The organism is Rhodococcus oxybenzonivorans (assembly GCF_003130705.1).
In the GTDB taxonomy this organism is placed as follows: domain Bacteria; phylum Actinomycetota; class Actinomycetes; order Mycobacteriales; family Mycobacteriaceae; genus Rhodococcus_F; species Rhodococcus_F oxybenzonivorans.
In genome coordinates this window covers 3,580,026-3,604,346 of record NZ_CP021354.1, presented here as the reverse complement: position 1 = coordinate 3,604,346, position 24,321 = coordinate 3,580,026, and the positions used below count along the sequence as shown (strand labels likewise).

Annotated in this window: 25 protein-coding genes; 15 read left to right on the top strand and 10 right to left on the bottom strand. The window is 65.4% G+C overall.

Annotated features, from left to right (window positions below; all coding sequences use genetic code 11):
- Positions 1-8 precede the first annotated feature (8 nt).
- Positions 9-2,384 carry a RelA/SpoT family protein gene (locus tag CBI38_RS16905; protein ID WP_109330548.1) on the top strand — a complete coding sequence of 792 codons (2,376 nt, stop codon included), beginning with the start codon at positions 9-11 and terminating at the stop codon, positions 2,382-2,384.
- A 113-nt stretch (positions 2,385-2,497) separates the two neighbouring features.
- Here the strand turns inward: CBI38_RS16905 and CBI38_RS16900 are convergent, their stop codons facing one another.
- On the bottom strand, positions 2,498-3,292 hold the full coding sequence (locus tag CBI38_RS16900; RefSeq protein ID WP_109330546.1) for a peptidylprolyl isomerase: 795 nt from the start codon (positions 3,290-3,292) through the stop codon (positions 2,498-2,500).
- A gap of 25 nt (positions 3,293-3,317) precedes the next feature.
- Positions 3,318-4,193: a peptidylprolyl isomerase gene (locus tag CBI38_RS16895; protein WP_109330544.1), complete on the bottom strand. Its 876-nt coding sequence runs from the start codon at positions 4,191-4,193 to the stop codon at positions 3,318-3,320.
- A gap of 178 nt (positions 4,194-4,371) precedes the next feature.
- Here CBI38_RS16895 and CBI38_RS16890 point away from each other — a divergent pair, with 178 nt between their 5' ends.
- The 3 genes from CBI38_RS16890 to CBI38_RS16880 are packed head-to-tail and all read left to right on the top strand — an operon-like array spanning position 4,372 to position 6,961.
- Complete coding sequence (locus CBI38_RS16890; protein ID WP_204164762.1) at positions 4,372-5,052, top strand: MBL fold metallo-hydrolase; 681 nt, start codon at positions 4,372-4,374, stop codon at positions 5,050-5,052.
- A gap of 15 nt (positions 5,053-5,067) precedes the next feature.
- Complete coding sequence (gene hisS, locus CBI38_RS16885) at positions 5,068-6,339, top strand: histidine--tRNA ligase (RefSeq protein WP_109330540.1); 1,272 nt, start codon at positions 5,068-5,070, stop codon at positions 6,337-6,339.
- Complete coding sequence (locus tag CBI38_RS16880; RefSeq protein ID WP_109330538.1) at positions 6,302-6,961, top strand: hypothetical protein; 660 nt, start codon at positions 6,302-6,304, stop codon at positions 6,959-6,961. The genes hisS and CBI38_RS16880 overlap by 38 nt, the downstream gene beginning before the upstream one ends.
- 45 nt (positions 6,962-7,006) lie before the next feature.
- Here the strand turns inward: CBI38_RS16880 and CBI38_RS16875 are convergent, their stop codons facing one another.
- Genes CBI38_RS16875 through CBI38_RS16865 form a run of 3 tightly spaced genes read right to left on the bottom strand, consistent with a single transcriptional unit; the run spans position 7,007 to position 9,525 of the window.
- Positions 7,007-8,431, bottom strand: a complete 1,425-nt coding sequence (locus tag CBI38_RS16875) for a hypothetical protein (protein ID WP_109330536.1) — start codon at positions 8,429-8,431, stop codon at positions 7,007-7,009.
- The gene (locus CBI38_RS16870; protein ID WP_109330534.1) at positions 8,428-8,757 is read right to left on the bottom strand and encodes a type VII secretion target; all 330 of its coding nucleotides are present in this window, start codon (positions 8,755-8,757) and stop codon (positions 8,428-8,430) included. Before CBI38_RS16870 ends, CBI38_RS16875 begins: the two co-directional genes overlap by 4 nt.
- 39 nt (positions 8,758-8,796) lie before the next feature.
- The gene (locus tag CBI38_RS16865) at positions 8,797-9,525 is read right to left on the bottom strand and encodes a TetR/AcrR family transcriptional regulator (RefSeq protein ID WP_109330532.1); all 729 of its coding nucleotides are present in this window, start codon (positions 9,523-9,525) and stop codon (positions 8,797-8,799) included.
- Positions 9,526-9,797: 272 nt separating this feature from the next.
- Between CBI38_RS16865 and CBI38_RS16860 the strand changes: the two genes are divergently transcribed.
- Genes CBI38_RS16860 through CBI38_RS16845 form a run of 4 tightly spaced genes read left to right on the top strand, consistent with a single transcriptional unit; the run spans position 9,798 to position 14,773 of the window.
- Positions 9,798-11,294 carry an amino acid permease gene (locus tag CBI38_RS16860; RefSeq protein ID WP_109335149.1) on the top strand — a complete coding sequence of 499 codons (1,497 nt, stop codon included), beginning with the start codon at positions 9,798-9,800 and terminating at the stop codon, positions 11,292-11,294.
- 1 nt (position 11,295) lies between these two features.
- Positions 11,296-12,141, top strand: a complete 846-nt coding sequence (locus tag CBI38_RS16855) for an urea amidolyase associated protein UAAP1 (protein ID WP_109330530.1) — start codon at positions 11,296-11,298, stop codon at positions 12,139-12,141.
- Positions 12,138-12,794 (top strand): urea amidolyase associated protein UAAP2, encoded by a 657-nt coding sequence (locus CBI38_RS16850; protein ID WP_109330528.1) that lies wholly within the window; start codon positions 12,138-12,140, stop codon positions 12,792-12,794. Before CBI38_RS16855 ends, CBI38_RS16850 begins: the two co-directional genes overlap by 4 nt.
- Positions 12,791-14,773, top strand: a complete 1,983-nt coding sequence (locus CBI38_RS16845; protein ID WP_109330526.1) for a 5-oxoprolinase/urea amidolyase family protein — start codon at positions 12,791-12,793, stop codon at positions 14,771-14,773. The genes CBI38_RS16850 and CBI38_RS16845 overlap by 4 nt, the downstream gene beginning before the upstream one ends.
- 15 nt (positions 14,774-14,788) lie before the next feature.
- Here the strand turns inward: CBI38_RS16845 and CBI38_RS16840 are convergent, their stop codons facing one another.
- The 3 genes from CBI38_RS16840 to CBI38_RS16830 all read right to left on the bottom strand — a co-directional run bounded on the left by CBI38_RS16840 (position 14,789) and on the right by CBI38_RS16830 (position 16,985).
- The gene (locus CBI38_RS16840; RefSeq protein ID WP_230989870.1) at positions 14,789-15,589 is read right to left on the bottom strand and encodes a DUF5995 family protein; all 801 of its coding nucleotides are present in this window, start codon (positions 15,587-15,589) and stop codon (positions 14,789-14,791) included.
- Between the two features lie 172 nt (positions 15,590-15,761).
- Positions 15,762-16,049, bottom strand: a complete 288-nt coding sequence (locus CBI38_RS16835) for a YiaA/YiaB family inner membrane protein (RefSeq protein ID WP_109335148.1) — start codon at positions 16,047-16,049, stop codon at positions 15,762-15,764.
- A gap of 147 nt (positions 16,050-16,196) precedes the next feature.
- Positions 16,197-16,985 carry an SDR family oxidoreductase gene (locus CBI38_RS16830; protein ID WP_109335147.1) on the bottom strand — a complete coding sequence of 263 codons (789 nt, stop codon included), beginning with the start codon at positions 16,983-16,985 and terminating at the stop codon, positions 16,197-16,199.
- Positions 16,986-17,088: 103 nt separating this feature from the next.
- Between CBI38_RS16830 and CBI38_RS16825 the strand changes: the two genes are divergently transcribed.
- From CBI38_RS16825 to CBI38_RS16805, 6 genes are all read left to right on the top strand, one after another.
- Positions 17,089-17,508 (top strand): MarR family winged helix-turn-helix transcriptional regulator, encoded by a 420-nt coding sequence (locus CBI38_RS16825; RefSeq protein ID WP_109330522.1) that lies wholly within the window; start codon positions 17,089-17,091, stop codon positions 17,506-17,508.
- A gap of 33 nt (positions 17,509-17,541) precedes the next feature.
- Entirely contained in the window at positions 17,542-17,997 is a 456-nt protein-coding gene (locus CBI38_RS16820; protein ID WP_109330520.1) for a hypothetical protein, read from the top strand.
- Positions 17,994-18,170 (top strand): hypothetical protein, encoded by a 177-nt coding sequence (locus CBI38_RS16815; RefSeq protein ID WP_230989869.1) that lies wholly within the window; start codon positions 17,994-17,996, stop codon positions 18,168-18,170. Before CBI38_RS16820 ends, CBI38_RS16815 begins: the two co-directional genes overlap by 4 nt.
- 85 nt (positions 18,171-18,255) lie before the next feature.
- Entirely contained in the window at positions 18,256-18,588 is a 333-nt protein-coding gene (locus CBI38_RS16810) for a rhodanese-like domain-containing protein (RefSeq protein WP_109330518.1), read from the top strand.
- A 483-nt stretch (positions 18,589-19,071) separates the two neighbouring features.
- Positions 19,072-19,212 carry a hypothetical protein gene (locus CBI38_RS38445; RefSeq protein WP_204164761.1) on the top strand — a complete coding sequence of 47 codons (141 nt, stop codon included), beginning with the start codon at positions 19,072-19,074 and terminating at the stop codon, positions 19,210-19,212.
- A 161-nt stretch (positions 19,213-19,373) separates the two neighbouring features.
- Positions 19,374-19,667 carry a hypothetical protein gene (locus CBI38_RS16805; protein ID WP_230989868.1) on the top strand — a complete coding sequence of 98 codons (294 nt, stop codon included), beginning with the start codon at positions 19,374-19,376 and terminating at the stop codon, positions 19,665-19,667.
- A 632-nt stretch (positions 19,668-20,299) separates the two neighbouring features.
- Here CBI38_RS16805 and CBI38_RS40135 read toward each other — a convergent pair.
- Positions 20,300-20,431 carry a hypothetical protein gene (locus CBI38_RS40135; RefSeq protein ID WP_257792425.1) on the bottom strand — a complete coding sequence of 44 codons (132 nt, stop codon included), beginning with the start codon at positions 20,429-20,431 and terminating at the stop codon, positions 20,300-20,302.
- A 293-nt stretch (positions 20,432-20,724) separates the two neighbouring features.
- On the opposite strand from CBI38_RS40135, the gene CBI38_RS16795 reads away from it, so the two are divergent.
- Entirely contained in the window at positions 20,725-21,426 is a 702-nt protein-coding gene (locus CBI38_RS16795; protein WP_230989867.1) for a DAPG hydrolase family protein, read from the top strand.
- Positions 21,427-21,876: 450 nt separating this feature from the next.
- Here the strand turns inward: CBI38_RS16795 and CBI38_RS16790 are convergent, their stop codons facing one another.
- On the bottom strand, positions 21,877-24,300 hold the full coding sequence (locus CBI38_RS16790) for an ATP-binding protein (protein ID WP_109330512.1): 2,424 nt from the start codon (positions 24,298-24,300) through the stop codon (positions 21,877-21,879).
- Between the last annotated feature and the right edge of the window lie 21 nt (positions 24,301-24,321).

Here is a 24,321-nt window from a genome sequence, read left to right as displayed (position 1 = left end):
GTGACGGCATGACTTCGAATCTCGATCGGTCGCAGAACGCGAAATCCCCTTCGTCTGCACAGTCCGATGCCGAGTCACCTGTAGCGGATCCCGCTTCCGGCAACAGCCGCGGAGCGCAGGGATTCGCCGTTCCGGCGTCTGCATCGCGCCGGGTACGAGCGCGACTCGCCAGGCGTATCACGGGGCAACGGAACGCGACCATCCGGCCGGTTCTCGAGCCCCTCGTCAGTCTGCATCGCGAGCTCTATCCCAAGGCCGATCTGGCCCTCCTCCAGCGCGCGTACGACGTCGCCGAGGAAAAGCACGCCAGTCAGAAGCGCAAATCCGGTGATCCGTACATCACCCATCCACTCGCCGTCGCGAGCATCCTCGCCGAGCTCGGCATGGATACGACAACTCTGGTCGCGGCGTTGCTGCACGACACCGTCGAGGACACCGGGTATTCGCTCGCTCAGCTGACCGAGGAGTTCGGCGACGAAGTGGCGCACCTCGTCGACGGCGTCACCAAACTCGACAAGGTCGTTCTGGGTAACGCGGCCGAGGGCGAAACCATCCGCAAGATGATCATCGCGATGGCGCGCGACCCCCGCGTACTGGTGATCAAGGTGGCGGACCGCCTGCACAACATGCGGACCATGCGGTTCCTGCCGCCCGAGAAGCAGGCCCGCAAGGCACGTGAGACTCTCGAGGTGATTGCCCCGCTGGCGCACCGGCTGGGAATGGCGACCGTCAAGTGGGAGCTCGAGGACCTGTCGTTCGCGATTTTGCATCCCAAGAAGTACGACGAGATTGTGCGGCTGGTCGCCGACCGGGCGCCGTCGCGGGATACGTACCTCGCCAAGGTTCGCGCGGAGATCAACGCCACCCTGACGGCGTCGCGCATCAACGCGGTGGTCGAAGGCCGACCCAAGCACTACTGGTCGATCTATCAGAAGATGATCGTCAAGGGGCGCGACTTCGACGACATCCACGACCTGGTCGGTGTGCGGATCCTCTGCGACGAGGTCCGCGACTGCTATGCGGCAGTCGGTGTGGTGCATTCGTTGTGGCAGCCTATGGCAGGCCGGTTCAAGGACTACATCGCGCAACCCCGCTACGGCGTCTACCAGTCGCTGCACACCACCGTGGTCGGACCCGAGGGCAAGCCACTCGAGGTGCAGATCCGCACCCACGACATGCACCGGACCGCCGAATTCGGGATCGCAGCGCACTGGCGGTACAAGGAGACCAAGGGCAAGCATTCCGGCGACGTCGCCGAGGTCGACGACATGGCGTGGATGCGGCAGCTCCTCGACTGGCAGCGTGAGGCCGCCGATCCGGGCGAGTTCCTCGAGTCTCTCCGCTACGACCTTGCGGTCAAGGAGATCTTCGTGTTCACCCCGAAGGGGGACGTGGTCACGTTGCCCGCAGGGTCGACGCCCGTCGACTTCGCCTACGCCGTCCATACCGAGGTCGGGCATCGCTGTATCGGCGCCCGGGTCAACGGGCGGCTGGTCGCGCTCGAGCGCACCCTCGACAACGGAGAAGTGGTGGAGGTCTTCACCTCCAAGGCGGTCAATGCGGGCCCCAGCCGCGACTGGCAGTCGTTCGTTGTGTCCCCTCGGGCGAAGACGAAGATTCGGCAGTGGTTCGCCAAGGAGCGCCGGGAGGAGGCGCTCGAGAACGGTAAGGACGCGATCGCGAAGGAAGTGCGACGCGTCGGTCTCCCGCTGCAGCGACTGATGAACGCCGAATCGATGGCAGCTATCGCACACGAACTCCACTACACGGACGTGTCGATGCTGTACACCGCGGTCGGGGAGAGCCACGTGTCTGCGCAGCATGTGGTGCAGCGACTGGTGGCCCACCTCGGTGGTGTCGGAGACGTGGAGGAGGAGCTGGCCGAGCGGGCCACGCCGTCCACCATGCCGATGCGCCCGCGCAGTACCGGCGACGCCGGTGTCCTGGTTCCGGGAGCGGAAGGAACCGTCGCGAAGCTCGCCAAATGCTGTACCCCGGTTCCGGGCGACGAGATCATGGGCTTCGTCACCCGGGGCGGCGCGGTCAGCGTGCACCGGACCGACTGCACCAACGCCGGGTCTCTCCAGGAGCAGTCCGAGCGCATCATCGAGGTCCAGTGGGCGCCGTCACCGTCCTCGGTATTCCTCGTTGCCATCCAGATCGAGGCCCTCGATCGGCACCGGCTGCTCTCCGACGTCACCAAGGCACTCGCAGACGAGAAGGTGAACATCCTGTCGGCGTCGGTGACGACGTCGGGTGACCGGGTGGCCATCAGCAAATTCACCTTCGAGATGGGCGACCCGAAGCATCTCGGCCACGTGCTGAACGTCGTCCGGAACGTGGAGGGCGTCTACGACGTCTACCGGGTGACCTCCGCCGCCTGACAGCTCCGCCCTGTCCAACATGCACGAACGGGACGTTCGGTTCGGTCTAACCGAACGAACGTCCCGTTCGTGCGTGACTGGGTACGGGACCGGGCGCCGGGAAGGTCGGGCGGTCAGCCGACCTTTGCCGTCTCGATCTGAACCGGGGTGTTCGGCTTGCCGCCGCCCGCGGACATGGAGCCGTCGTCGCCGTCGGCCGCCACCTTCTCGACCGTTGCGAGGCCCTCCTCGGAGATCGAACCGAACACGGTGTAATTGGGCGGGAGCACCGAGTCGGCGTAGACGAGGAAGAACTGGCTGCCGTTGCTACCCGGCTGTCCGCTGTTCGCCATCGCGACAGTGCCGCGGGGGTAGACCACCGGCTCGGCCAGCGCCGGATCGTTCGCCGCGAACGCCGTTTCGGGATATTCGGTGTCGAACCCGTAGCCGGGACCACCCGTGCCGACGCCGCTCGGATCACCACATTGCAGGACCTGCAAGCCTTGTTCCGTCGTCAAGCGATGGCATGGAGTGTCGTCGAAGTATCCCTGCTCGGCGAGGCTCACGAAGCTGTTCACCGTGCACGGTGCCTCGGCCCGATCGAGGGTCAGTCCGATGGGGCCGGCGCTGGTGGTGAGGTTCACCGCGACGGTGCCTGCGGTGGACACACCGGTGGCGGACGGGGCGGTGACGTCCTTGGCGGGTGGTCGACCCGCCGGGTACGAACAATCGACGGTTGGCGCGACGGGGACCGGGACCGGCGGCAACGTGCCGAATCGGGAGAGGTCGAGCGACTGCGCCGCGGCGCTCGTGGGGGATGCCTTCGAGGAGGTGCCGGTTGCCGAACCGCCCGAGTCGGACGAGTCCGAACAACCGGCGAGGAGGACCGCGAGGCCCACGCCTGCGACGAGAATCGAGGTGCGTTTCATCGGTCCATCCTCACATGTGGCGGCCTCAGTCCATCCGGACGGACTTGATGTCGATCGGCAGGTTCGGCTTGCCGCCGCCCGCCTGCATCGAGGCATCGTCACCGGCGGCCGCGACCTTCTCGATGGTGGCGAGGCCGGTCTCGTCGATGGTTCCGAAAGCGGTGTACTGCGGAGGCAGCTGGGAATCGGCGTAGACGAGGAAGAACTGGCTGCCGTTGCTGCCGGGCCGGCCGCTGTTGGCCATCGCGATGGTTCCGCGCGGGTACGTGACGGGAACCTGCAGCGACGGATCGTCGGCGGGGTACTGGTCGGTGGGGAATTCGTTCGTGAAGCCGTAACCGGGTCCACCGGTACCGGAACCGGTCGGGTCACCACACTGCAGCACCTTGAGGCCTTCGGAAGTGACGAGCCGGTGGCACGGCGTGTTGTCGAAGTAGTTCTGGCTCGCGAGGCTGAGGAAGTTGTTGACCGTGCAGGGGGAGTCGGCGTTGTCCAGCGTCAGTCCGATATTGCCCTGGGTGGTCTCCACGCTGACGCTGACCTCGCTGACCGTGGTGTCGATGTCCTCGGTGCGCGGCGGGTTCACCTGCCTGGCCGGCGGCTGACCGTCCGGGGTGTAGGTGCACGACACCTTCTCGGGGAGCGGCTCGGCGCGTCCTGCGGGCATGACACCGGGCGACTGGGGCGAGGCGGACACCGAGTCGGCGGAGGCTTCGGTCGTGTCGTCGTCACCGTTGGTGAGGGCGAAGACCACTGCGCCGGCCGCCACGACGAGCACTACACCCAGCACCGAACCGGCAATGGTCAGCTGCTTGCGCTTGCGTGCTCTGTTCGCGCGGCGCTCGAGTTGACGCTCGAGCTTTCGTTTCGCTGCTTCCCGGCGCTGCTCGTTGCTCGGCACTGCGGTGGTCCTCCCGTATCGGTCTTCTCTGGCAGTCGGTCGATATAGCAGTTGGTCGGTGTGATCTACCCCCGGCACACGACCTTCAGAGTCTGCCATCCGAACCTGAGAACGAGCTGGCGGGGCGGCAGCTTAGGCTGTAGCGACTGCAATGATCACTCGAACAGGAGCGTCGCGCGTGCTCGTCACAGGATTTCCGGCCGGGATGTTCCAGACCAACTGCTACATCCTCGCCCAGGACGATGCCCGCGAGTGCGTCGTCGTCGACCCCGGTCAGGATGCTGCCGGCCCGCTGATCGACTTTCTCGCCCAGTCGAATCTCACACCGACGGCGGTGCTGCTCACACACGGTCACCTCGACCATGTCTGGAACGCTCATGAGGTGTGCGACAAGTTCGGCATCCCCGCGTACATCCATCCCGAGGACCGGTACATGTTGTCCGACCCCGGACGGGGCATCGGGCCGACGATGAAACCGTTCATCGAGGGGATGGATTTCGTGGAGCCGAGCGAGGTGATCGAACTGTCGGACGGCGATCGAATCGAGCAGGCGGGCATCTCGTTCGTCGTCGATCACACTCCGGGGCACACACAGGGTTCCGTGGTCTTCCGGACCCGGGTCGAGCAGGAGACCGGTGGGGTCGTGCTCGCACTCACCGGGGACACCCTCTTCCAGGGATCGATCGGGCGCAGTGACCTGCCCGGTGGCAACCACGAACAGTTGTTGCAGTCGATCGCCGACAAGCTTCTGGTCCTCGCCGACGACACGGCGGTGCTGCCCGGGCACGGCGGATCGAGTTCCATCGGGGCCGAGCGCGCATCCAACCCGTTCCTCGTTGGACTCCCGGGATCGAAGTAAGGAAAAGTAGCGACAGTGAGTAAAGCCAGCACCTTCTCCGCCCCCAAGGGCGTTCCCGACTACGTCCCGCCGCAGTCCGCCGAATTCGTCGCGGTCCGCGACGGGCTCACCCGCGCTGCGCGACTGGCCGGCTACGGGCACATCGAGCTTCCCATCTTCGAGGACACCGGACTGTTCGCGCGAGGTGTCGGTGAATCGACGGACGTCGTCAGCAAGGAGATGTACACCTTCGCGGACCGGGGTGATCGATCGGTGACCCTGCGCCCCGAGGGGACCGCGGGCGTGATGCGCGCTGTGATCGAGCACGGTCTCGACCGGGGCCAGTTGCCGGTCAAGTTGAGCTATGCCGGTCCGTTCTTCCGCTACGAGCGTCCCCAGGCGGGACGTTACCGACAGCTGCAGCAGGTCGGGGTCGAGGCCATCGGTGTCGACGACCCGGCCCTGGACGCCGAGGTCATCGCAGTTGCCGACGCCGGGTTCCGGGGTCTCGGGCTCGAGGGCTTCCGGCTGGAAATCACGTCACTCGGTGACGACACCTGCCGGCCCCAGTACCGGGAACGTCTGCAGGAGTTCCTCTTCCGCCTTCCTCTCGACGAGGAGACGCGTCGCCGCGCCGAGATCAACCCCCTGCGAGTTCTCGATGACAAGCGCAAGGAGGTGCGGGAGATGACCGCGGATGCGCCGCTCATGCTCGACCACCTCTCGGATACCGCGAAGGCGCATTTCGACGAGGTCCTTGCCCACCTCGACGCATTGGGCGTGCCGTATGTCATCAACCCGCGGATGGTTCGCGGCCTCGACTACTACACGAAGACCACGTTCGAGTTCGTGCACGACGGTCTCGGCGCGCAGTCGGGCATCGGCGGCGGCGGACGCTACGACGGCTTGATGGCGCAACTCGGCGGTCAGCCGTTGTCCGGCATCGGTTTCGGGCTCGGCGTCGACCGCACCGTCCTGGCGCTTGCTGCGGAGGGCAAGACGGCAGGGTCGACCGCCCGTTGCGAGGTATTCGGGGTTCCGCTGGGCGACGAGGCGAAGGCGAAACTGGTGGTGATCGCCCAGCAGTTGCGCGCGCAGGGCATTCGGGTCGATCTCGCCTACGGCAACCGTGGCGTGAAGGGCGCGATGAAGGCCGCGGACCGTTCCGGTGCCGCACTCGCACTCGTGCTGGGTGACCGCGATATCGCCGAGGGCACCATCGGGATCAAGACTTTGGCCACCGGTGACCAGGAATCGATCTCGGCGACCGATGTCGTCGCGCACGTCGGAGCGATCCTTGGCGCCTGAGCACGATCCGCCGGTGTCACTCGACCTCGTCCCCATCGAGCTGATTGCGCCGCGCCTCAGGCGGGTCGCGATGATCGCCGTACTGATCGGCGTGGTCGTCGGTGCCGTGCTGAGCTTCTTCACTCCGTTGTGGCTGGCCGTGGTGGTGGGCGGTGTGATCGCCGTCCCTACCGCCCTGTCGGCCCTCGTCACCCTGCGCCGCAAGGTCCTGCTGGAACACGGTGTCATTTTTTCGACCGGAGGGCTGCGAACCCGTCACGTCGATGTCACGAAGGCGGTGGCGGCCGAGGTGGTGGTGCGCTCGGCTCGGGTCAGCGAAGTGAGTGTCCGCATCACCGATTCCGACGGCGTTCTCGCGGTGCCGTTGGCGTTGTACACCACTGACGGCGGCCGTGAACTGGACGTGCTGGGGCTGCGGAAGCTGGCCGACGCACTGACCACGAGCGAACTGGTGCCGGCCGCAGCGATCGCCTCGGTGCTCATCGAGCAGTTACGTGCCGAGGCGCGCGACGCCGCGCTGACCGAGCGCCCGTTGTTCCGGGCGGTGGAGTTGGTCCGTGCAGCCGGACGAGTTCCGATGACCACACTCACCGATCACGAAGTAGCAGCGCTCGTCGAGTAGACAGACCGAGGTGGGGCGGCAGTGCCTCCGCCCCACCTGCGGCTGTCAGTTCCTGGCGTCGATCTGGCCGTCGTCGAGTTCTTCGCCGCCGATGACGGCCGGAGCCACCATTGGGAGGTCGCCGACGAAGGCGTTGCTGTCGCCCGCGTTCACGAGGTAGCCGGGTGTGGTGCGGCCGCTGAGCTGTTCGTCGCCACCGCGACCCGCCCCCGCCATTCCTGCGCCGCCACCCATCGCGCCCATCGGCCCGCCGGCTGTTCCCACTCCGGTCGTTGTCGACGTGCCGAGTGCTCCTGGCGTGCCCGTGGCAGCCGGAGTCGCCACACCGGCAGCGCTTGGCGGAACGGAACCGGCCACCGGTGCGCGCGGCACGGAAGCGACGCTCCCAGAAGGTGTTCCGGTGCCGGCGCCGTACATGCCGATTCCGGTACCACCTGCGATGCCCACCGAGCCGGGGACACCGTGCGCTGCACCGGCCGGCGCGGGCGAGCCGGACCTGGCCGCGACGGAGTCGGCGGACACGTCACTGGGCGACACACTCGCGGCCTGCGTCGTGGCCGAAACGAGTTGATCGAGGCTGTCGGTAACTGTGGAGACCAACGGGGTACCGACGCTCTCGAGCACGGTGCCCGCGACGGCAAACGGCGACGTCGCCGCTGCGGCGGACGGTCCGGGCGGCGGCGGCGGCACGGGCACCGGTGCCGCGAGGCCGTTCATGGTGAGGGTCTGCTCGTTCAGCTCGGTTCGTGTCTGCGTGACCACTCCGATCGCGGCCTTGATGTGTTCGGCGGCCGACGCGAGAAGCATCGCCTGCCCGGGCGGCGTCATCACCATCGGGGCTGCAGCGACCGCAGTGGAGGCGAATGATTCGGAGATGGTCATCAGATTGGCGTTGCCACGGGCCACCGACGCAGCGGCGGTCTGGGTGGTCCCGGAAATCTGCGTGCCACGCTCGCTCAGCTCTGCGCCGCTTACCTGAGCCTGCTGTCCTTGGACCTGCGCGGCCTGCGCCGCCTGGCTCTGCCAGATCTGATCGAGCGCCTTCAGTCCCGACATGCTGAGCGAAATGGCCTGGTCGATCAGTCCGGAGGACATGTCGAGCACCGATGTCGGATCGACGGAGCCGAACGTCCCGGTACCGAACGTGCCCGCGAGGTCGGTGAGTGGCTTGAACAACTCGTCGATTCCCGGCAGTCCGGGCAGGCCTTGTCCCTGGAGGAGGGCCTCCACCGGATTGGGCGGCAACGGCGGAAGAGCAGGCAACGGCGGAAGAGCAGGCAACGGTGGGAGTTCGGGCAGCGCCGGCACGCCGATCGGGGTGTCGAGTAGCGGGCCGAGCGGCGAACTCTGCAGCGCCTCGAGCGGCGTGCTCGGCAGAGGCGTGTTCACCGCCTCACCGAACGCGGAACCCTGCAGCAGATCCAGAATCGACGGGTGCGCGATGTCGCCGGCGGGCTCGGGAGACGTCATGCGAGGTCTCCGATGGCCCCGCCGATGTCTCCGAGGGCGCCGCCGTTGGCGTCGTCGACGAAATCGTAGGAGTCTGCGGTGGCCCCGGACGCGACAGCGGTGTGAGCGTAGTGGGATGCGAGCTCGGCGACCGACTTGGCGTGGTTGCCCTGCGCCACCGCGAAGGACGCGAGAAAGTCGGCTCCGATCGGGCCGAACACCGGCGCCAGCGCGGCGAGGTCGGCACCGAGGTCGATCGCTGCAGCACTACTGATCTGCTCCGCGGCCTGCGCCGCCGTCGCACCGTAACGCCGAATGCCGTCTGTGACGACGAAGACATCGCTCAAGATAACCCCCCAGGTAGTAAGCGTTCGCCAGACTTTATCTCACAGATCCGACGTCGGCGGCCGAAGGTCGCGGGAGGTGCCACCTGCCGTGTGGTCGAGGAGAACCCGCGACTGCGCACGGATCCCGTCGAGGGGCTGTGCCCATCCGAGTGCGCGCAAGCAGGCGTCGGCGAGGAGGGCGGCGGCATCGGTGTTCTCCGGTGCCGGTACCGCTCCGCTTTCGACGTCCGCCCGGGTAGCGATAGCGCTCTCGACGATGCGAAAAGGGAGATCGGTGAGGCCGGGTGCTGATTCGGTGTCGCCGGCCGTGATCTCGGTGAGCGCCTGTTCGGCGCAGTGCTGATAGTGCGAGCGCAGAAGAGTGCGTTGCGCCCGGAACGGGGCGAAGCGTTCGGTGCGTAGCTCGGGCAGGAGGTAGAGGGCGCCGAGATTCCAGCGCGTGCCGGTGAGCTGAGTGACGTCATAGGTGGCGAGTGCGTGCAGGCGCACGACGGCAGGCGCATCGACCTTCTCGAGGACTCGGGCGGCGGCGAGCGCGGGCGACACTGTTTCCTCGAGAAGCGCCACCAGGATCTCCTCCTTGTTGGCGAAGTGGTGATAGAGCGATGCCTGTCTGATGCCCACCATGTCGGCGATCTCGCGCGTGGAGGTGGCAGCAAAGCCCTTGGTGGTGAACAGCTCTCCGGCGGCGTCGAGTATCTCCTCGGGCGTCGTCCGACCCGGCCTGCGTTGACTGGTCAGTCGCGGTCGTCCCGGCCCGGTGCTCACCTACACATGATGTCAGGTCGGTTCTCCACGCCACCGTGGACACCCGCCGTGAGCCTTTCGTCATACCTCCGAAACGTTCGCAACGATCCTGTTACGGCGGGGGCCGATCTGTATACGTCCGCGTCACCCATCCGGTCGGGCGCGAGAGAAAACTATCGATCGACAGATATTGCTCTCGCCGAAGGAGAAGGCCCTTGAGTACACCTACGAGGACTGCGCAAGCGCCGTCCGCACCGGTACTTGCACCTCCTGTTCCGACCGGGGCCGAGAGAATTGACGACTCCGGCGACCTCGGTACATTCGGCTACGAGCAGCAACTGCACCGGAAACTGGGGAAGTTCGCTTCGTTCGCGGCCGGCTTCTCCTTCGTGTCGATCCTCACGACGATCTTTCAATTGTTCGGTCTCGGTTTCGGATTCGCCGGACCGGCGTTCTTCTGGACGTGGCCGGTAGTATTCGCCGGTCAGTTCATGGTGGCGCTCAACTTCGCCGAATTGGCTGCCCGGTATCCCATTTCCGGTGCCATCTACCAGTGGTCGCGCCGGATGGGCGGGGAGGTGGTGGGCTGGTTCGCCGGATGGTTCATGATCCTGGCGCAGATGGTCACAGCCTCGGCCGCGGCGATCGCACTGCAGGTGGTGCTTCCGAACGTGTGGAGCGGATTCCAGATCATCGGCGAAGACAGCACGTTGACGTCCGCCAGCGGTGCCGCCAACGCGGTCCTGCTCGGATCGGTCCTGCTGGTACTCACCACTTTCATCAACTGCATCGGTGTGAACTGGATGTCGCGCATCAACAACATCGGTGTCACGTGCGAGATCGTCGGAGTCGTCGCTGTGGTCGGCATGTTCTTCACGCACGCGCAGCGGGGACCGCAGGTCGTATTCGACACGGGTGCGGCGGGCACCGACCCCGGATACGGCTGGGCCTGGATCGTGTCCGGTCTCATGGCCGCCTACGTGATGGTCGGGTTCGGTTCGGCGGGCGAGCTCGCGGAGGAGACGCGGAACCCGCGGCGGGTGGCCCCGCGCACGATCCGGCTGGCGCTGTCTGTTTCGGCGATCGGTGGTGGCCTGATGATCATCGGCGCGCTCATGGCGGCTCCGAGCTTGATCGACGGACGCCTCGCCGCGGAGGGTCTGCCGTACGTGTTGTCGTCGATTCTCAGTTCGCCCTGGGGCACATTGCTTCTGGCCGATGTCGCGGTCGCCGTGTTTGTCTGCACACTCGCCATTCAGACGGCGGCGTCGCGGTTGGTTTTTTCGATGGCCCGCGACGGTCGGTTGCCCGCCTCGCAGATGCTCTCGAAGGTGAACGCTCGCACAGGAACTCCCATCGCACCGTCCGTCCTCATCGGTGTCGTCTGCATTGGGATCCTCGCGGTGAACGTCGGAAACTCCGCGATCTTCGCCACCTTGTCGAGTGTCTGCATCATCCTGATCTACCTCGCGTATCTGATGGTCACGGTGCCCCTCCTGGTTCGCCGCCTGAAGGGCTGGCCGCACGGTGGTCCGCAGGTGGACGCGGACGGCCGGAGTCTTTTCTCGCTGGGACGACTCGGCCTACCCGTGAACATTCTGGCTGTCGGCTACGGCGCCCTCATGGTGGTGAACCTCTCGTGGCCGAGAGCCGAGGTCTTCGACCCGAGCGGTGCCTACCCGCTTCTGCGGTGGGCCGCACCCGTCACGGTCGCCGCTGTGATCGGACTCGGAATTCTGTGCTTCCCGCGCGGCCGCAGCACCCCCAACCCCGTCACGATCGGAGCCTGACATGACCTCAGTGGATACCTCGACCACCACTGCCGCGAAAGAACACGCGCGCGCCCAGGCGGGCGCGATCACCGGATCGATGCCCGTGGTCCCGGCATCGGCGTGGCCGGCGCCCCCGGCCGATGTCGACCCGGCGGCCCTGACGTGGGCCGAGACGGTTCCAGGCGGCCGATACACCAGCAAGGTTCTCGAACGCGGAACACGTGTGCGGTTGCGAGATGTGGAGGGGTTGGCCTGCGCACACCTTCTGCTGTTCCGCGCAGACGCGCCGTGGGAGCGGTTGAACGTCGCCGACACGGTCAAAGTGCCGTGGCAGGCATATATCGGTGAAGGACATCCGCTGCTGTCGGATCAAGGCAGGTTGCTCGCCACGGTCGTCGCGGACACATCCGGACACCACGACGCGCTGTGCGGCACTACGTCGCTCGCGTCCAACGCTGCGAAGTACGGTGACGGTTCGTTGCATTCACCGTCACCGGCAGGCCGCGAACTCTTCACGGTGGCCGCTGCGAAACACGGGCTCGACCGACGTGATCTGCCACCGTCACTGTCGTTGTTCCACGGAGTACGAGTCGGCGCGGACGGCTCCCTGAACAGCATCGGTTCGGCGGGACCGGGCGCAGTGGTCGAACTGGTTCTGCATCTCCCACTCGTCGTCCTGATCGCGAATACCGCTCACCCGCTGGACCCGTCACCGACCTTCGACACGACCGCGCTCGAGGTACTCGCGTGGTCGGGCAGACGCATCGAAGAACCCGCAGCAGCCGAACCGGAATACCGGCGGGCATTCCTCAACACAGAAGACATCTGGGCTGCCGCGCAGTCGCAGGGGCAGGAGCAGGCATGACCACCAGCATCGACACCGCCGCCCTGGTACCGGGAACGGTCGTCCTGGACGAAGAAGTCGGGGCCCGCGGGCCGTGGTCCGCCGTCGTCGAGGCCGGTGACGTCCTCACCATCGTCGACCTGTACGGCAATCAGGCCGTGGACACCCTCGTGTACGCCGCAGACGACCACCGGCAGCGGTACTCGGCGGCCGCGACCGTGTCTGCACAGCGCAACCTCTTCCTCACCACCGGAAGTGTCCTGAGATCCGACGACCACGACGCCTTGATGACCCTGGTGGCGGACGAAGTCGGCTCCCACGACACCGTCGGCGGAGCCTGCTCGCAAGAATCGAACACGCTGCGCTACGGCCACCACACCAAACACCAGCACGCGTGCGTGGAGAACTTTCTCGCCGAGGGTTCCAAGTGGGGGATAGCCAAGCGCGACCTCGTGTCGAACATCAACTTTTTCATGAACGTTCCCGTCGAGGCGGACGGGACACTGGGAATCGTCGACGGCCTGTCGGCCCCCGGCAAGCGGCTCGCACTGCGCGCGGAACGAGATGTTCTGGTTCTGGTGTCCAATTGCCCGCAGATCAACAACCCGTGCAACGGTTTCGATCCGACACCGGTGCGCATGATCGTGACACGCCCGACGGGGGTCCGACGATGACCGGCAAAATCACCGTGCTGCGGCCGGGCATGCTCACCACGGTGCAGGACTTTCCGGGCCGGACCGGCTACTGGCACATCGGGGTTCCGCCGTCGGGCCCCATGGACGATCTGTCCTTCCGGCTCGGCAACAGTGCGCTCGGAAACGACGAGGGCGCCGCCGGACTCGAGTGCGCCATGGCAGGTCCCGCCCTGCAGTTCGACAAGGACACGGTGGTGTGTGTGACGGGTGCACCGGCACCGGTCACCGTCGACGGTGTCCTGGCGGCGCAATGGCGCCCGATACACGTACCGGCTGGGGGAGTGCTCGACGTCGGTACCGTGTCCGGTCCCGGACTGCGCATCTACGTGCTGGTGCAGGGCGGTCTCGAGGTCGAGGACTACCTCGGGAGCGCCTCGACGTTCACCCTCGGCAAATTCGGCGGTCACCAGGGCCGGATTCTGCGAAAGGGTGACATCCTCGCAATCGGTGACGTGAACGGGTCCGTGAAGGGCATTCCCGCCGAACATGTTCCGGCGATGTGCCGACGTTGGGAGATCGCGGTCACCGAAGGGCCACACGGCGCTCCCGAATTCTTCACCCGGTCCGACATCGACATGTTGTACCGAACCGATTACGAGGTGCATTTCAATTCGGACCGCACCGGGGTGCGGCTGAACGGTCCGAAACCCGACTGGGCCCGGACCGATGGCGGCGAGGCGGGACTGCACCCGTCCAACATTCACGACAACGCGTATTCCGTCGGCGCACTCGACTTCACCGGGGACACCCCGATCCTGTTGGGACCCGACGGACCGAGCCTCGGGGGTTTCGTCTGCCCGGTCACCGTGGTCGCGGCGGAACGATGGAAGCTGGGCCAACTGGCCCCGGGCAACACGGTGCGATTCGTACCCATCAAAGCAAGTAGGGCGGCGTCGACCCGCGCGCTCGGTCCTGCCCGTCGCGCTGCGCACTCCTCGGTGTTCTCCACTACCGGTGACGGCGACGACGGCGTGATCGCCCGCCGCGACGGTGACACCGCCGTCACCTACCGTCGATCCGGCGACGACAATGTCCTGGTCGAATACGGTGACATGACCCTGGATCTTGCTCTTCGGGCCCGGGCCCACGCGCTGCATCAGCGGCTCGAGATCGAGAAGCCGGCCGGCCTTCTGGACCTCACCCCGGGGATCCGTTCGCTGCAAGTCCGGGTCGATCCGGATGTGTTGCCCATTCCCAGGCTCATGGGATTGCTCGGTGAAGCGGAGGACGCATTGCCCGCGGCGAACGAGCTCGTCGTTCCGAGTCGGTCCGTTCGGATGCCGCTGTCCTGGGACGACCCCTCGACCCGGGAAGCAATCCAGCGGTACATGCACGGAGTTCGCGCCGACGCCCCCTGGTGCCCGTGGAACATCGAATTCATCCGCCGCATGAACGGTCTCGGCAGTGTCGACGACGTATTCGACACCGTGTTCGGCGCCGAATACATGGTGCTCGGTCTCGGCGATGTCTACCTCGGCGCGCCCGTGGCGACTCCCCTCGACCCGCGTCATCGGCTCGTGACAACGAAGTACAACCCGGCACGCACCTGGACCCCCGAGAACGCGGTCGGGATCGGCGGGGCGTACCTGTGCATCTACGGAATGGAAGGACCCGGAGGATACCAGTTCGTCGGCCGCACGACCCAAGTGTGGAACCACCGCCACCCCGAGAAGTCCGGTCCGTTCGAGGACGGAACTCCATGGTTGCTTCGCTTCTTCGACCGGATCTCCTGGTACCCCGTGGAACCGGAGGAACTGATGGATCTGCGGTCTGACGTCGCGGCAGGGCGCGGGGGTGGCATCGACATCACCGACGGCACATTTTCGCTCGCCGATCATGAGCGGTTTCTCAGCGCGCACACCGATTCGATCAGGGAATTCCGCGCCGGGCAGACCGTCGCCTTCGCCGCCGAACGGCAGAGATGGTCCGCGGCGGGGGAATTCACGACAGTGGGGTGAGGAGGGCCCTACGCGTTAGAGCCCACCGAAATCGGACAGGACTCCCAGTGCGGCGTCGGTTGCCTGTACCAGCGCCGCCATCTCCGCCTCAGCGACCGTCGCCGAGTTGGGTGACTGCAATGCGAAGCCATTGGCGAGAGTGACAGTGTTGTAACCGCTGTCCGCAGCGCGTAGGAGAAGATCCGAGGGAACATCGGATCCGGCCAGGCGATCGAGACCCTCGCCGACGAAGTAGAACCGCCACAGAGGCCCGAGATCGGCACCGTAGATTTCTTGGGTACGGGAGACGATGGTGTCGCCGTCGCGAGCAATGGAATCGACGATCTCGTAGTAGTCGGGAATGTCATCAGCGGCGGTGCCGGAAGACGCAACTGCCCGTGCCAGATCAATCGTGATGTGCGCGTTGTACCCCACCATCGCGACACGGGCGGGACTCAGCGAGCACTGCTTCGACAGCGAGAAGTACCGCTCCCACTGTGGCTCGACGGCCGTGCCCGTGAACTCGGCATGCAGGTTGCGGAGATACCGGCGCAGCAGATCCGAACTGATCGCAGGTGCCCATCGGCGATCCGCGAACGCAGTGGGGTCGCGCTGCAGAGGCATCACCGCAGAGTGTTCCACCGCGTCGAGTCCGAGGGAGAACAGTCCGCGCCGATCGTGATGGCGCACAAGAACGGCGGTGATCTCCGCGTGACGGGTTACCTCGTCCTCGAGGCGTTCCAGTGACGGGGTGTCCGGGAGAGTCGACAGGTCGGAGAGTTCGATGATCCGCGCGAGCTCCGGCTTCGTCAGTGCCTCACCACATGCTGTGCTCACGGAACTTGGCGGCTGCGCCGAAACATGCGCGGGAAGGGCTCCCGCGCTGATGATCACTGCGCAGAGTGAAACGACCGAGCGTACGGCGATCGACGATCTCACAGAGTGCATCGCCGGAGCATAGCGAGTCGCGGCCGGTGTTGTGCGGTGAGTGAACGGTATCTCGGCGCGATCAGGCCACCGCCTTGAACGGGTCGTGTTCGGCAATCAACTTCTCGAGCCGCGCCTCGTCCACGCGAACGCGTACCGTCGACGCCTCCTGATGATCACGCACCACCTTGGCGAGCGTGAACGTACTCGTCACCAGGAACAGCAACGTCATGCAGAGAAAGCCACGCTGCCACGGATCGATGGGCAGGTAGGCGATTCCGATGAGCGATCCCGCGAAACTGATGGCAAAGGCGATACCCGCCTGAACGAAGAAGGCGGTCGTCGTTCTGGGTGTCGGTGTCGGAGTCATGCAACCCAGTTTGGCGGTTGACTCTGCGCGAGACATGAGTAGCACTACCCGACTTCCGTAGGGTAGATCCGCGTGGTCGCGCCGGATTCCGGCCGGGCAGAGGTTCACCTCCCGCGTCGAACGGAAACCGGCGCCGAGCACGCGATTCTAGGTGTGGCTGAGTCTGCGGTTGACCTCACGAGTGAGCCACGCGGGGGAGAAGCGGGATCCGAGCGACAGCGCTTTCGATTGCAGGCCGACCGGGAAATGCACCTTGTGGTACGGCCGCTTCGAGGGACGAGTCGCCTTGAAGATGCTCGCTGACACGTCGTCGGCGCTCAGTTTGATACCGAGCGAGTTGGTGGTGCCCGTGGATACGCCTGCAGTCATGGCGGTGTTGACGAACAACGGCCACATCGCCTTCACCGAGATGTCGTACTCGGCCCATTCGAGGTCGAGTGCCTCGGTGATGCCGCGCACGGCGAACTTGGTGGCACCGTAGGTGGCGAGTTCCGGTTGACCGTAGATCGCCGAGGCGGAACACAGATTGATCACCTGTGCGCCCGGCGTTGCCTTCAGGTAGGGGAAGGCGGCGTGCGTTCCGTAGACGACACCGTTGACGTTGATGTCGATTTGCCGCTTGTGTAACTCCAGCGGCATTTCCTCGAAACGGCCCGCGACCAGAATGCCGGCATTGTTGACGAGGATATCGAGGCGACCACCCGCTTCGGCGTCGAACTCTTTCAGGCGCTTCTCCCACTGCTCGGGGTCGGTGACGTCCAGAACTCCAGTGACGACGCGCCCACCGGCGGACGTGATCGCCTCCTGCAACGAGGCGAGGCCCGTCGCGTCGATGTCGTAGGCACCGACGAGGTATCCGGCGCGGGAGAATTCGAGGGCAGTGGAACGTCCGATCCCGGCTGCAGCGCCGGTGATGAAGACTGTTGGAGTGGGCATCTCGACAGGATAGACGTTACCGCGATTATCGGTAAGACCTCGTCGACGTGGCGTGAAACGGAGCATGCCGAGCGCAATCGAGTTCGATGGGTAGCCTTCTCCCATGTCGGAGCTTCCACCTTTCAGTCCCACGGTCGCGCTGCTGACGGTGGGCCGAGTGTGGGATGCCGCGTTCGCCGAGGGGTTGAAGCCGCTCGGGTTGACCACCCGCAGGTACGGGTTGTTGGGGCACATTCGCGGAACGCCGGGTATCTCGTTCAGCGAGCTCGCTCGGCGGTCCCGCATCACTGTGCAGAGCGCTCACACGGCGGTCGCGGCGTTCGTCGAGTCCGGGCTGGTCGACGACGGGACTGCGCACGCCGGGGCTGCATCCACTCTGCGGGTCACGGCGGAGGGTGAATCACTGCTGGCTCGGGCGGCCGAGGTGGTTGCCCGACTCGACGCGGAGTTCGCCGCGCAGCATCCCGAGCTGACCGAGGCCCTGCGGGTGCACATGTTGCGGGTGATGTCGGCCACCGACTGACCCAATCGCCAACCTTCAGTTAGGCTGAAGGTTATGGAATCGCTGTTGCTTTCCGTCCATGTCGTGGCGGGTATCCTCTTCGTGGGTCCGGTCGCGGTGACCACCAGCCTATTCCCCCGATACGCGCCGGTGACCGCCCCGGCAAGTGGGGCGACGCAGGTCGAGCGGAGCATCGACGCCGCCCGTGTGCTGCACCGGATCACCCGTGTCTACGGGGCCCTGGCGCTCGCGGTCCCGCTCGTCGGACTGGTCCTCGCTTCCGTGCAAGGCCGCACGAGCGAGGTCTGGGTGGTGGTTGCGATGGTGCTCACCGCCCTTGCCGGTGGACTGCTCGCCCTGCAGATCGCCCCAATGCAGCAGCATGCGCTCACCGCAACCGGCGACGGAGGCCGCCTTCGGCGCCTCGGCATGGTGACCGGCCTGTTCAACCTGCTGTGGGTGGTTGTCGTCGTGCTCATGATCGTGCGGCCCGGGCCGGGTTACACATGACCGGGGTGTTGCGCGCCCTGGCTGCGCTCTCGGCGCTCGAGACCGTGAGTGTCCTCGCGTTGCTGATCAACCTCGGCACCGTGCACGACGCCACGTTGGCTCGCGTCCTCGGTCCGATCCACGGTGCGCTCTACTGGCCGTCGCTGTCACGGCACTTCTCGGTCGCGGTCTGACGACCCGGACCCGCGTCGGTGCGTTCGTGCCCGTGCTCAGCGGCCCCCTCACGATGGTCAACCTGCGACAAGAGGCTCACAGCGCATGAGTTTTCGACATTACCTGTACCGGCCGCCGACGGTCAGCGCCGCGGAGGCGATTCGCCTCGTCGAAGATGGCGCGCTCGTTGTCGACGTCCGGTGCCAGTTCGAGTGGAATCGGGTCCACATCCCCGGCGCCGTGCATGCGCCACTGGAGGAATTCCTCGATCGGTGCCTGGAGTTCCCTGATGACCGCCTGCTCATCACTTTCTGCACTGGCGGAATCCGCTCGGCCGGTGCTGCGAACTTGTTGGTCGAGAACGGGTTCGACGCGGTCAACATGAGCGGCGGCCTCGTCCACTGGCGCACTGCGGGCGGGCCACTGATCGCCCGGTGAAGGGGTGATGTGGCGGCGCAGCCAAGCGCAGCCCCCGCCAACGATGTATATCAGCGGGCGGGGGCGCTACACGGACAATCTGCACGTAGTAACGAGCAGCGCAACAATGATTTTCGAGAGCCGACGCCCGGAAGTCCAGGGAGTGTGATCTACGCCATTGCACTATTTTCGGCGCACCTCGGAAACCGACCGGTAAGTGTGATGTCGACGATTCGTGAGAACCCGCGGGAAAACGACTGGCCTCGAGGTTCTACCCCGGTGTGTGACGTATAACACAGCTCAATTCTTCGGAGAAGCCTGGCGTTCGGGGATGTTGGGTTGCCAACCTATACCGGGACCCAAACCTCCAGACCTGATTTCGGGTATGGGTGTAGGTAGTTCGGCCGATGTGCAGGTGTCGAAGACGGTCCAAGGTAGCTGGTAGGCCGTACGCCACCGTCGATGTGGCAGTCGAGAATATTTGCACGTGAGAGAAGAGATGTCATGGCACGAATCACCGAGAACCTGGGCTCGAATCTGCTGAATACATTGCGGGTCGGTGTGGTTGGCACCGTTCTGTACGCCGCACTCATCATGGGCGCAATTGTGGTGGCGGTGTGGAAGTTCCCGATGCCCGGCGTGTAGCCCGCGGCGCTTCATGGTCTCCCGCCGATGCCTGGCGTTGCGAAGTGAGACGCGGGGCGGCGGCCATGCAGCGATGGAGCTGACGGGGGCGGCGTGGTTGTGCCTGTGGGTGCCGCCTGGCCTGTGATCAATGCGCGGTACCTGTGACGGCGCCTGTGGGTATGAGAGGAACGGCAGTGTTCGGGACGGGCATGGGCGCGATGGTGGGTCTGCTGGTGGCTGCACTGTTGATGGTGCCCGTCGCGTTCGGTGTGGCGGCGCGAGCGGACGCGAAGGTTCGCCGCCTCTCGACGTCCCGAGCGTCCGATCCGAATTTGAGCGGCTCGGACGTAGATGTGGACGTGGACGAGCGGTGCGAGCGGTGGCGGCAGCTGGCGACGCGGGCGTGGTTGATCTGCGGCGGCGCTTCGCTGGTTGCGGTGGCGGTCGTGGGTGTGCTGGTCTGTGTCGGGTGACGGCGGCGACATTGCCGGGAGTGCCCGCGCTCGGGTACCGCCACACGAGACAGCATCCGCGCAGGCCACCAAATGATTCGAGAGATTTGTCATGAAACTCCGATCTAATCTGCCAGCACGGATGGATAGCCCAGGACGGACCTCGAGCTCAGCAGAATTTGGGTACGCGTCGACTTGGACAGCGCGTCAACGAAGACGAGGAAGTCCGGGCCGACGGACATGGGATCTCTGGATCTGTCGACATCAAGATTCCGGATGTGTGGTCGTAAAGACCGGAGGTGACCGGTGTGGTTGGTCCGGCGTCGAGGCGTTGTGAAACGCCCTTGGTCACGATGACATGGGCGTGGTGTCTCGGCCACCACCACCGGTCCGGTTGTTCGGCGGAAAGGTGGTCGAGGGATCGAGCGAGGTCCTCGTCGCCGAACCGGCCCGCCGCCGCGGCCACGGCCAATGCCTGATCGACCCGTCCCGCGCCCGAGGATGTGGGCGAATTCGAATGCCCCGGTCATCTTGTGGCGGATCCGGACGACGCCGCCCGCGGCGGCGTCGGTCAGCCAGCGGTGTGCGCCCTCGTCGAGGGCGACCAGATGCGGGTCTCCGGGCAGCACGTGCTGCCGATTGAATTCTGTCGCCTATCGTGCGGCCGGGGCGGCCCTGACCGCGCCGTGCGGGCGGGCGTTGACCTTCTCGCACCACCGCTCACAGGCGTCGAGGATTTCGACGAAACTCGGGTATTCCTCGAGCAGGTTCGCCTCGGTCGGCACGAAACCCTCCGTCGCGATCTTGACCGTGTGCTCGGCGCCGCCCTTCGATCCCGGGTCGAAAGGTCCACAGGTGTCATTACGTAGCGGTAATGTCTTCCTGCGGAGACGATCTCGGGGTGGCGGAAGGGGAGGCCTGCGATCCGATCTATCGTGACGGTTCGGGATTGTCGGTCAGCAGATGCGTCGGTGCCCCACTGATGCGGGCGCAGTGTGCTGTCCAGGCGAGAACTTAGTCAACTCGGTACGCGCTCCCACCAGGGGCGTACTCACAACGGATGTTGAGAGATGCGAGTGTGACCCGCCGTGCGGCCCTTGTTCTCGGAGTTCTCGTGGGTGGGACTGGGGCCGCGGGCCTGAGAGCGGGCGCGGCTCGTGCGCGGCCGGTGTCCGCCGCCCGTTATCGCGGCTACTCGCCTGAGGATTGGGCGAGGCCGTATGCGAAGTTCATGGCGGATCGGACGTTGCCCGCTACACCTTCGGTTGCCGCGGCCTACGCCGGCCCGCCGACTCCCGCGCATGAAATCCCGGAAGTCTCGACACTGCAGACCGAACTCGCCGCGACCGGTTCTTCACCGATCGAGACCGGCTATGGCAGGGCAAGTTCGGGCAAGGTGTGGGTGGCCGTGCACACCGAGATGCCGGGCGTCACGGCGGCGATGTGGGACTGGTGGTTCGGCTGGCACTCGGCGGAATCCGCCCGCTACAAGCTGTGGCATCCGGACGCGCACTTATACGCCGGCCTCGCAGTGGACAACACCGCCGAGCCGATCCCTGACCGAGCCAAGTACATCGGGAACGCTTCCTACGTCGACGAGTACATCGGCCCGAAACTACAGCAGTTGACGATCGCGTTCCAGAACCCACTCGCCCACGGCTTCGAGGTGCCCGATGACCACACGACGATCCTGGCTAGAGTCGGCAGTGCTGTCGCCCCCTTGGGCGTCGGATGGCTTGCACACCAGGTCCGTCCGATTGCCGGAGGATGTGAAATGTGAAGCCGTTTCTATCTCGACATGTGGGGCCTACGACTTCCCGACATCCCACGATCGGGTCATCCGAATGAGCCGGACGAAGGGGAGTGATGTCATTTACAGCGACATCCGGAAAAGGGGAAGCGATTTGACCAGTTTGCGGCCCGCGGGATAGCGATCCTCGCGTTCTGGGCAGTGGCATCGATGGATTCCGTCGTCTGTCACGGGCCTGTAGCGACGTCGCCAAACAGGCGACCTAGGGTTGGCGATTTTGAGCGGGGCGCTTCGCCGCTGAGGCGCATCACAGCATCGATGAGCAGTGACTGTCACGTGCTCGTAATGCATATGCACTCGGGAGGAACCTGCTCGGATCTGCGTTCGTCACACGCCGCGCTCGAACTTCTTGCCGAAGCTCGGCTGGATCACCGATCAGGTGCACAGCGTTGGTCGATCCACATCGAGGGCGACCTACCCTCACCCGTGGCTGCCGTGTCCCACCACCCATGCCGCGATCTGCGCGCGGGAAGTGAATCCGAGCTTGGCGAGCACGTGCTCGACGTGGCCCTGAGCCGTTCGCTGGGCGATGACGAGTTCGGCGGCGATGGCCTTGTTGGTCATTCCCCGAGCCACCAGTCGGGCGACCTCCCATTCCCGCTTGGTCAGGGAGGTAGGTTCTCTGGTCGACGAATTTTTGTCGGGCGCCGTGTTGTCAAGTGCGTAGGCGACTGCTTCGGCGAAGGTCATTGTTCGTCCCGCACTGCGTGCTGCGTCGAACGCTTTTCGGCCGAGGGTCTCACGGGCGGATCGCTCGCAGTCTTCGTGGTACCTGTAAAGGCGGGGGAGCAGCATTGTGGTGCTCTGGACGGAGCGTCCGAATGCTTCCGCAGCACCGAGTAACACCGCGGCGCGGTGAGCCTGCCCGTCGACACCCGCAATCCACGCGAGCGATTCCAAACAGGTGGCGCCAGTCAGCGGGTCGTCGACGAGGCGGGTCAGATGAAGGCTCTCCTCGAACAGCTCCCGCGCCTGCTCCACGCGGCCCTGCCGCCATACGACGAGGCCCAAAGCCCAGAGTGAATGTGAACGGTAGGCTGATTCCCCATGCTCACTGGTGATCGCCAGAGCTTGCTCGTAGCGCTCGACTGCCTTGGTCATGTCGTCGAGCGAGGCGTAGGCCAACCCGAGTCCATTGAGAATTTCCAGTCGTCGCGACAGGTCACTGCTGGATGCGAATATCTCCAAAGCCTCGTTCAGGAGTGCGGATGCCCGGGGAATATTGCCGCTGAACAGTCCGAGGAGTCCGTCGGCGTGGGCGGCGAGTGCACGCGAGATCGGGTCGTTCATCTCCTGAGCCAGGGCGTAGCTCTCCTCGACCAAGGCCTTCGACGCAGGAAGATCGCCTTGAATTTCGGTGAACACGCTGGCGGCATACAGGGCCTTCATTCGATCCGTACTCGGCGTTCTCGCCGAGGTGGAAAGGATGCGGTCGAGCCACCGCCTGCCCTCGCTGAACAGAGCTCGCGAGAGCCAGAACCGATACAGGGCGACAGCGATCTGCAGTCCTGCACGAGGCTGTGCATCGCCGGATTCGGATATGCAGAATTCCATTGCCTCACGCAGGTTCGGTTGTTCTCGCGCAAGCCGGGTGATCCAGTCGAGTTGCCGAGGGCTGATCCAGTGGGCCTCGGCTTCTACCACCAACTGGTGATACCAATCCCGGTGCCGTCGGAGTAGTTCACCCTCGCCCCCTGCCTGGCGCAGGTTCTCGCGGCCGTAGTCGCGCAGGGTCTCGAGCATCCGAAACCGAACAACAGCGCCCGGCTGCTCTCGGATGAGGATCGATTTGTCCACCAGGGAGGCCACTGTGTCGAGTAGTTCGCTATGAGGGATGTCGGTGCCGCAGATTGCTTCTGCCGCGTCGAGCTCGAAGGTGCCGGCGAACACGGACAGCCGGCTCCACAACTGCTGTTCGAGTGGTGTGCACAGATCATGGCTCCAGTCGATGCACAGCCGCAATGTCTGCTGCCGACTCGGTGCGGCCCGGTCACCGAGGGTCAGCAAGGCATAGCGGTCGGTCAACCGCTGCAGGATCTGCTCGACGGACATCGCCCGCAGGCGCGCCGCCGCCAGTTCGATGGGCAGGGGTAACCCATCGAGGTGGGCGCAGATCCGGGCTACCGCCCCCGTGTTGTCGTCGGTCAGCCTGAAATCCGGCACCGAGGAGGTCGCTCGTTGGGTGAACAACGTCACCGCGTCGTATCCGGGAAGACCCTGCAATGAGGACGGACGGTCCGGATCCGGCGCTGCTAGGGGAGGAACCCGCAGCGCCGCCTCACCGCCGATACCGAGGGGTTCACGGCTCGTGGTGAGAATCTTCAGCTCGGGGCACGCCCTGAGCAGCGTCTTGGCCAGCGCGGCTACTGCATCGATCACTTGCTCGCAGTTGTCGATCACGAGGAGCAGACGCCTCAGGTCGAGGAAGTCCACCAGCACCTCCCGCACCGGCCGCGCCGACCTGTCTCGCACACCCAGGGCCGCGGCAACGACGTCGGCGAGCAACGACGTGTCTCGCAGTTCTCCCAGTTCGACCAGCCACACGCCGTCGGGGAACTGCCGGTGCACCGTCTGTGCCAAGCGCAACGCGAGCCGCGTCTTGCCCACCCCACCGATACCGGTCAGGGTGACCAGACGAGAAGCCGACAGCAGCCGTTTCGACTCGGCCAGCTCGTGGCGACGTCCGACGAAACTGGTCAGTTCGTGAGGAAGGTTGCCGACGGGGCCGCGAGTGGCCGATGGAGCTGTCAGGCTGGAATCCGCAGACCGTCCCCCCACGCGGGACTGACTGGAATACAGCGACATCTCGTCGACAGGAAAGCCGCCTTCGGCGGTCGGTATCATTCACACACCTCTCGATGACCT

Coding starts and splice junctions, on each gene's coding strand:
- CBI38_RS16905 (WP_109330548.1), top strand. CDS start 9: ATGACTTCGAATCTCGATCGGTCGCAGAACGCGAAATCCCCTTCGTCT.
- CBI38_RS16900 (WP_109330546.1), bottom strand. CDS start 3,292: ATGAAACGCACCTCGATTCTCGTCGCAGGCGTGGGCCTCGCGGTCCTC.
- CBI38_RS16880 (WP_109330538.1), top strand. CDS start 6,302: ATGTCGTCGCGCACGTCGGAGCGATCCTTGGCGCCTGAGCACGATCCG.
- CBI38_RS16875 (WP_109330536.1), bottom strand. CDS start 8,431: ATGACGTCTCCCGAGCCCGCCGGCGACATCGCGCACCCGTCGATTCTG.
- CBI38_RS16855 (WP_109330530.1), top strand. CDS start 11,296: ATGACCTCAGTGGATACCTCGACCACCACTGCCGCGAAAGAACACGCG.
- CBI38_RS16850 (WP_109330528.1), top strand. CDS start 12,138: ATGACCACCAGCATCGACACCGCCGCCCTGGTACCGGGAACGGTCGTC.
- CBI38_RS16845 (WP_109330526.1), top strand. CDS start 12,791: ATGACCGGCAAAATCACCGTGCTGCGGCCGGGCATGCTCACCACGGTG.
- CBI38_RS16835 (WP_109335148.1), bottom strand. CDS start 16,049: ATGACTCCGACACCGACACCCAGAACGACGACCGCCTTCTTCGTTCAG.
- CBI38_RS16830 (WP_109335147.1), bottom strand. CDS start 16,985: ATGCCCACTCCAACAGTCTTCATCACCGGCGCTGCAGCCGGGATCGGA.
- CBI38_RS16825 (WP_109330522.1), top strand. CDS start 17,089: ATGTCGGAGCTTCCACCTTTCAGTCCCACGGTCGCGCTGCTGACGGTG.
- CBI38_RS16820 (WP_109330520.1), top strand. CDS start 17,542: ATGGAATCGCTGTTGCTTTCCGTCCATGTCGTGGCGGGTATCCTCTTC.
- CBI38_RS16815 (WP_230989869.1), top strand. CDS start 17,994: ATGACCGGGGTGTTGCGCGCCCTGGCTGCGCTCTCGGCGCTCGAGACC.
- CBI38_RS16810 (WP_109330518.1), top strand. CDS start 18,256: ATGAGTTTTCGACATTACCTGTACCGGCCGCCGACGGTCAGCGCCGCG.
- CBI38_RS38445 (WP_204164761.1), top strand. CDS start 19,072: ATGGCACGAATCACCGAGAACCTGGGCTCGAATCTGCTGAATACATTG.
- CBI38_RS16805 (WP_230989868.1), top strand. CDS start 19,374: ATGAGAGGAACGGCAGTGTTCGGGACGGGCATGGGCGCGATGGTGGGT.
- CBI38_RS16790 (WP_109330512.1), bottom strand. CDS start 24,300: ATGATACCGACCGCCGAAGGCGGCTTTCCTGTCGACGAGATGTCGCTG.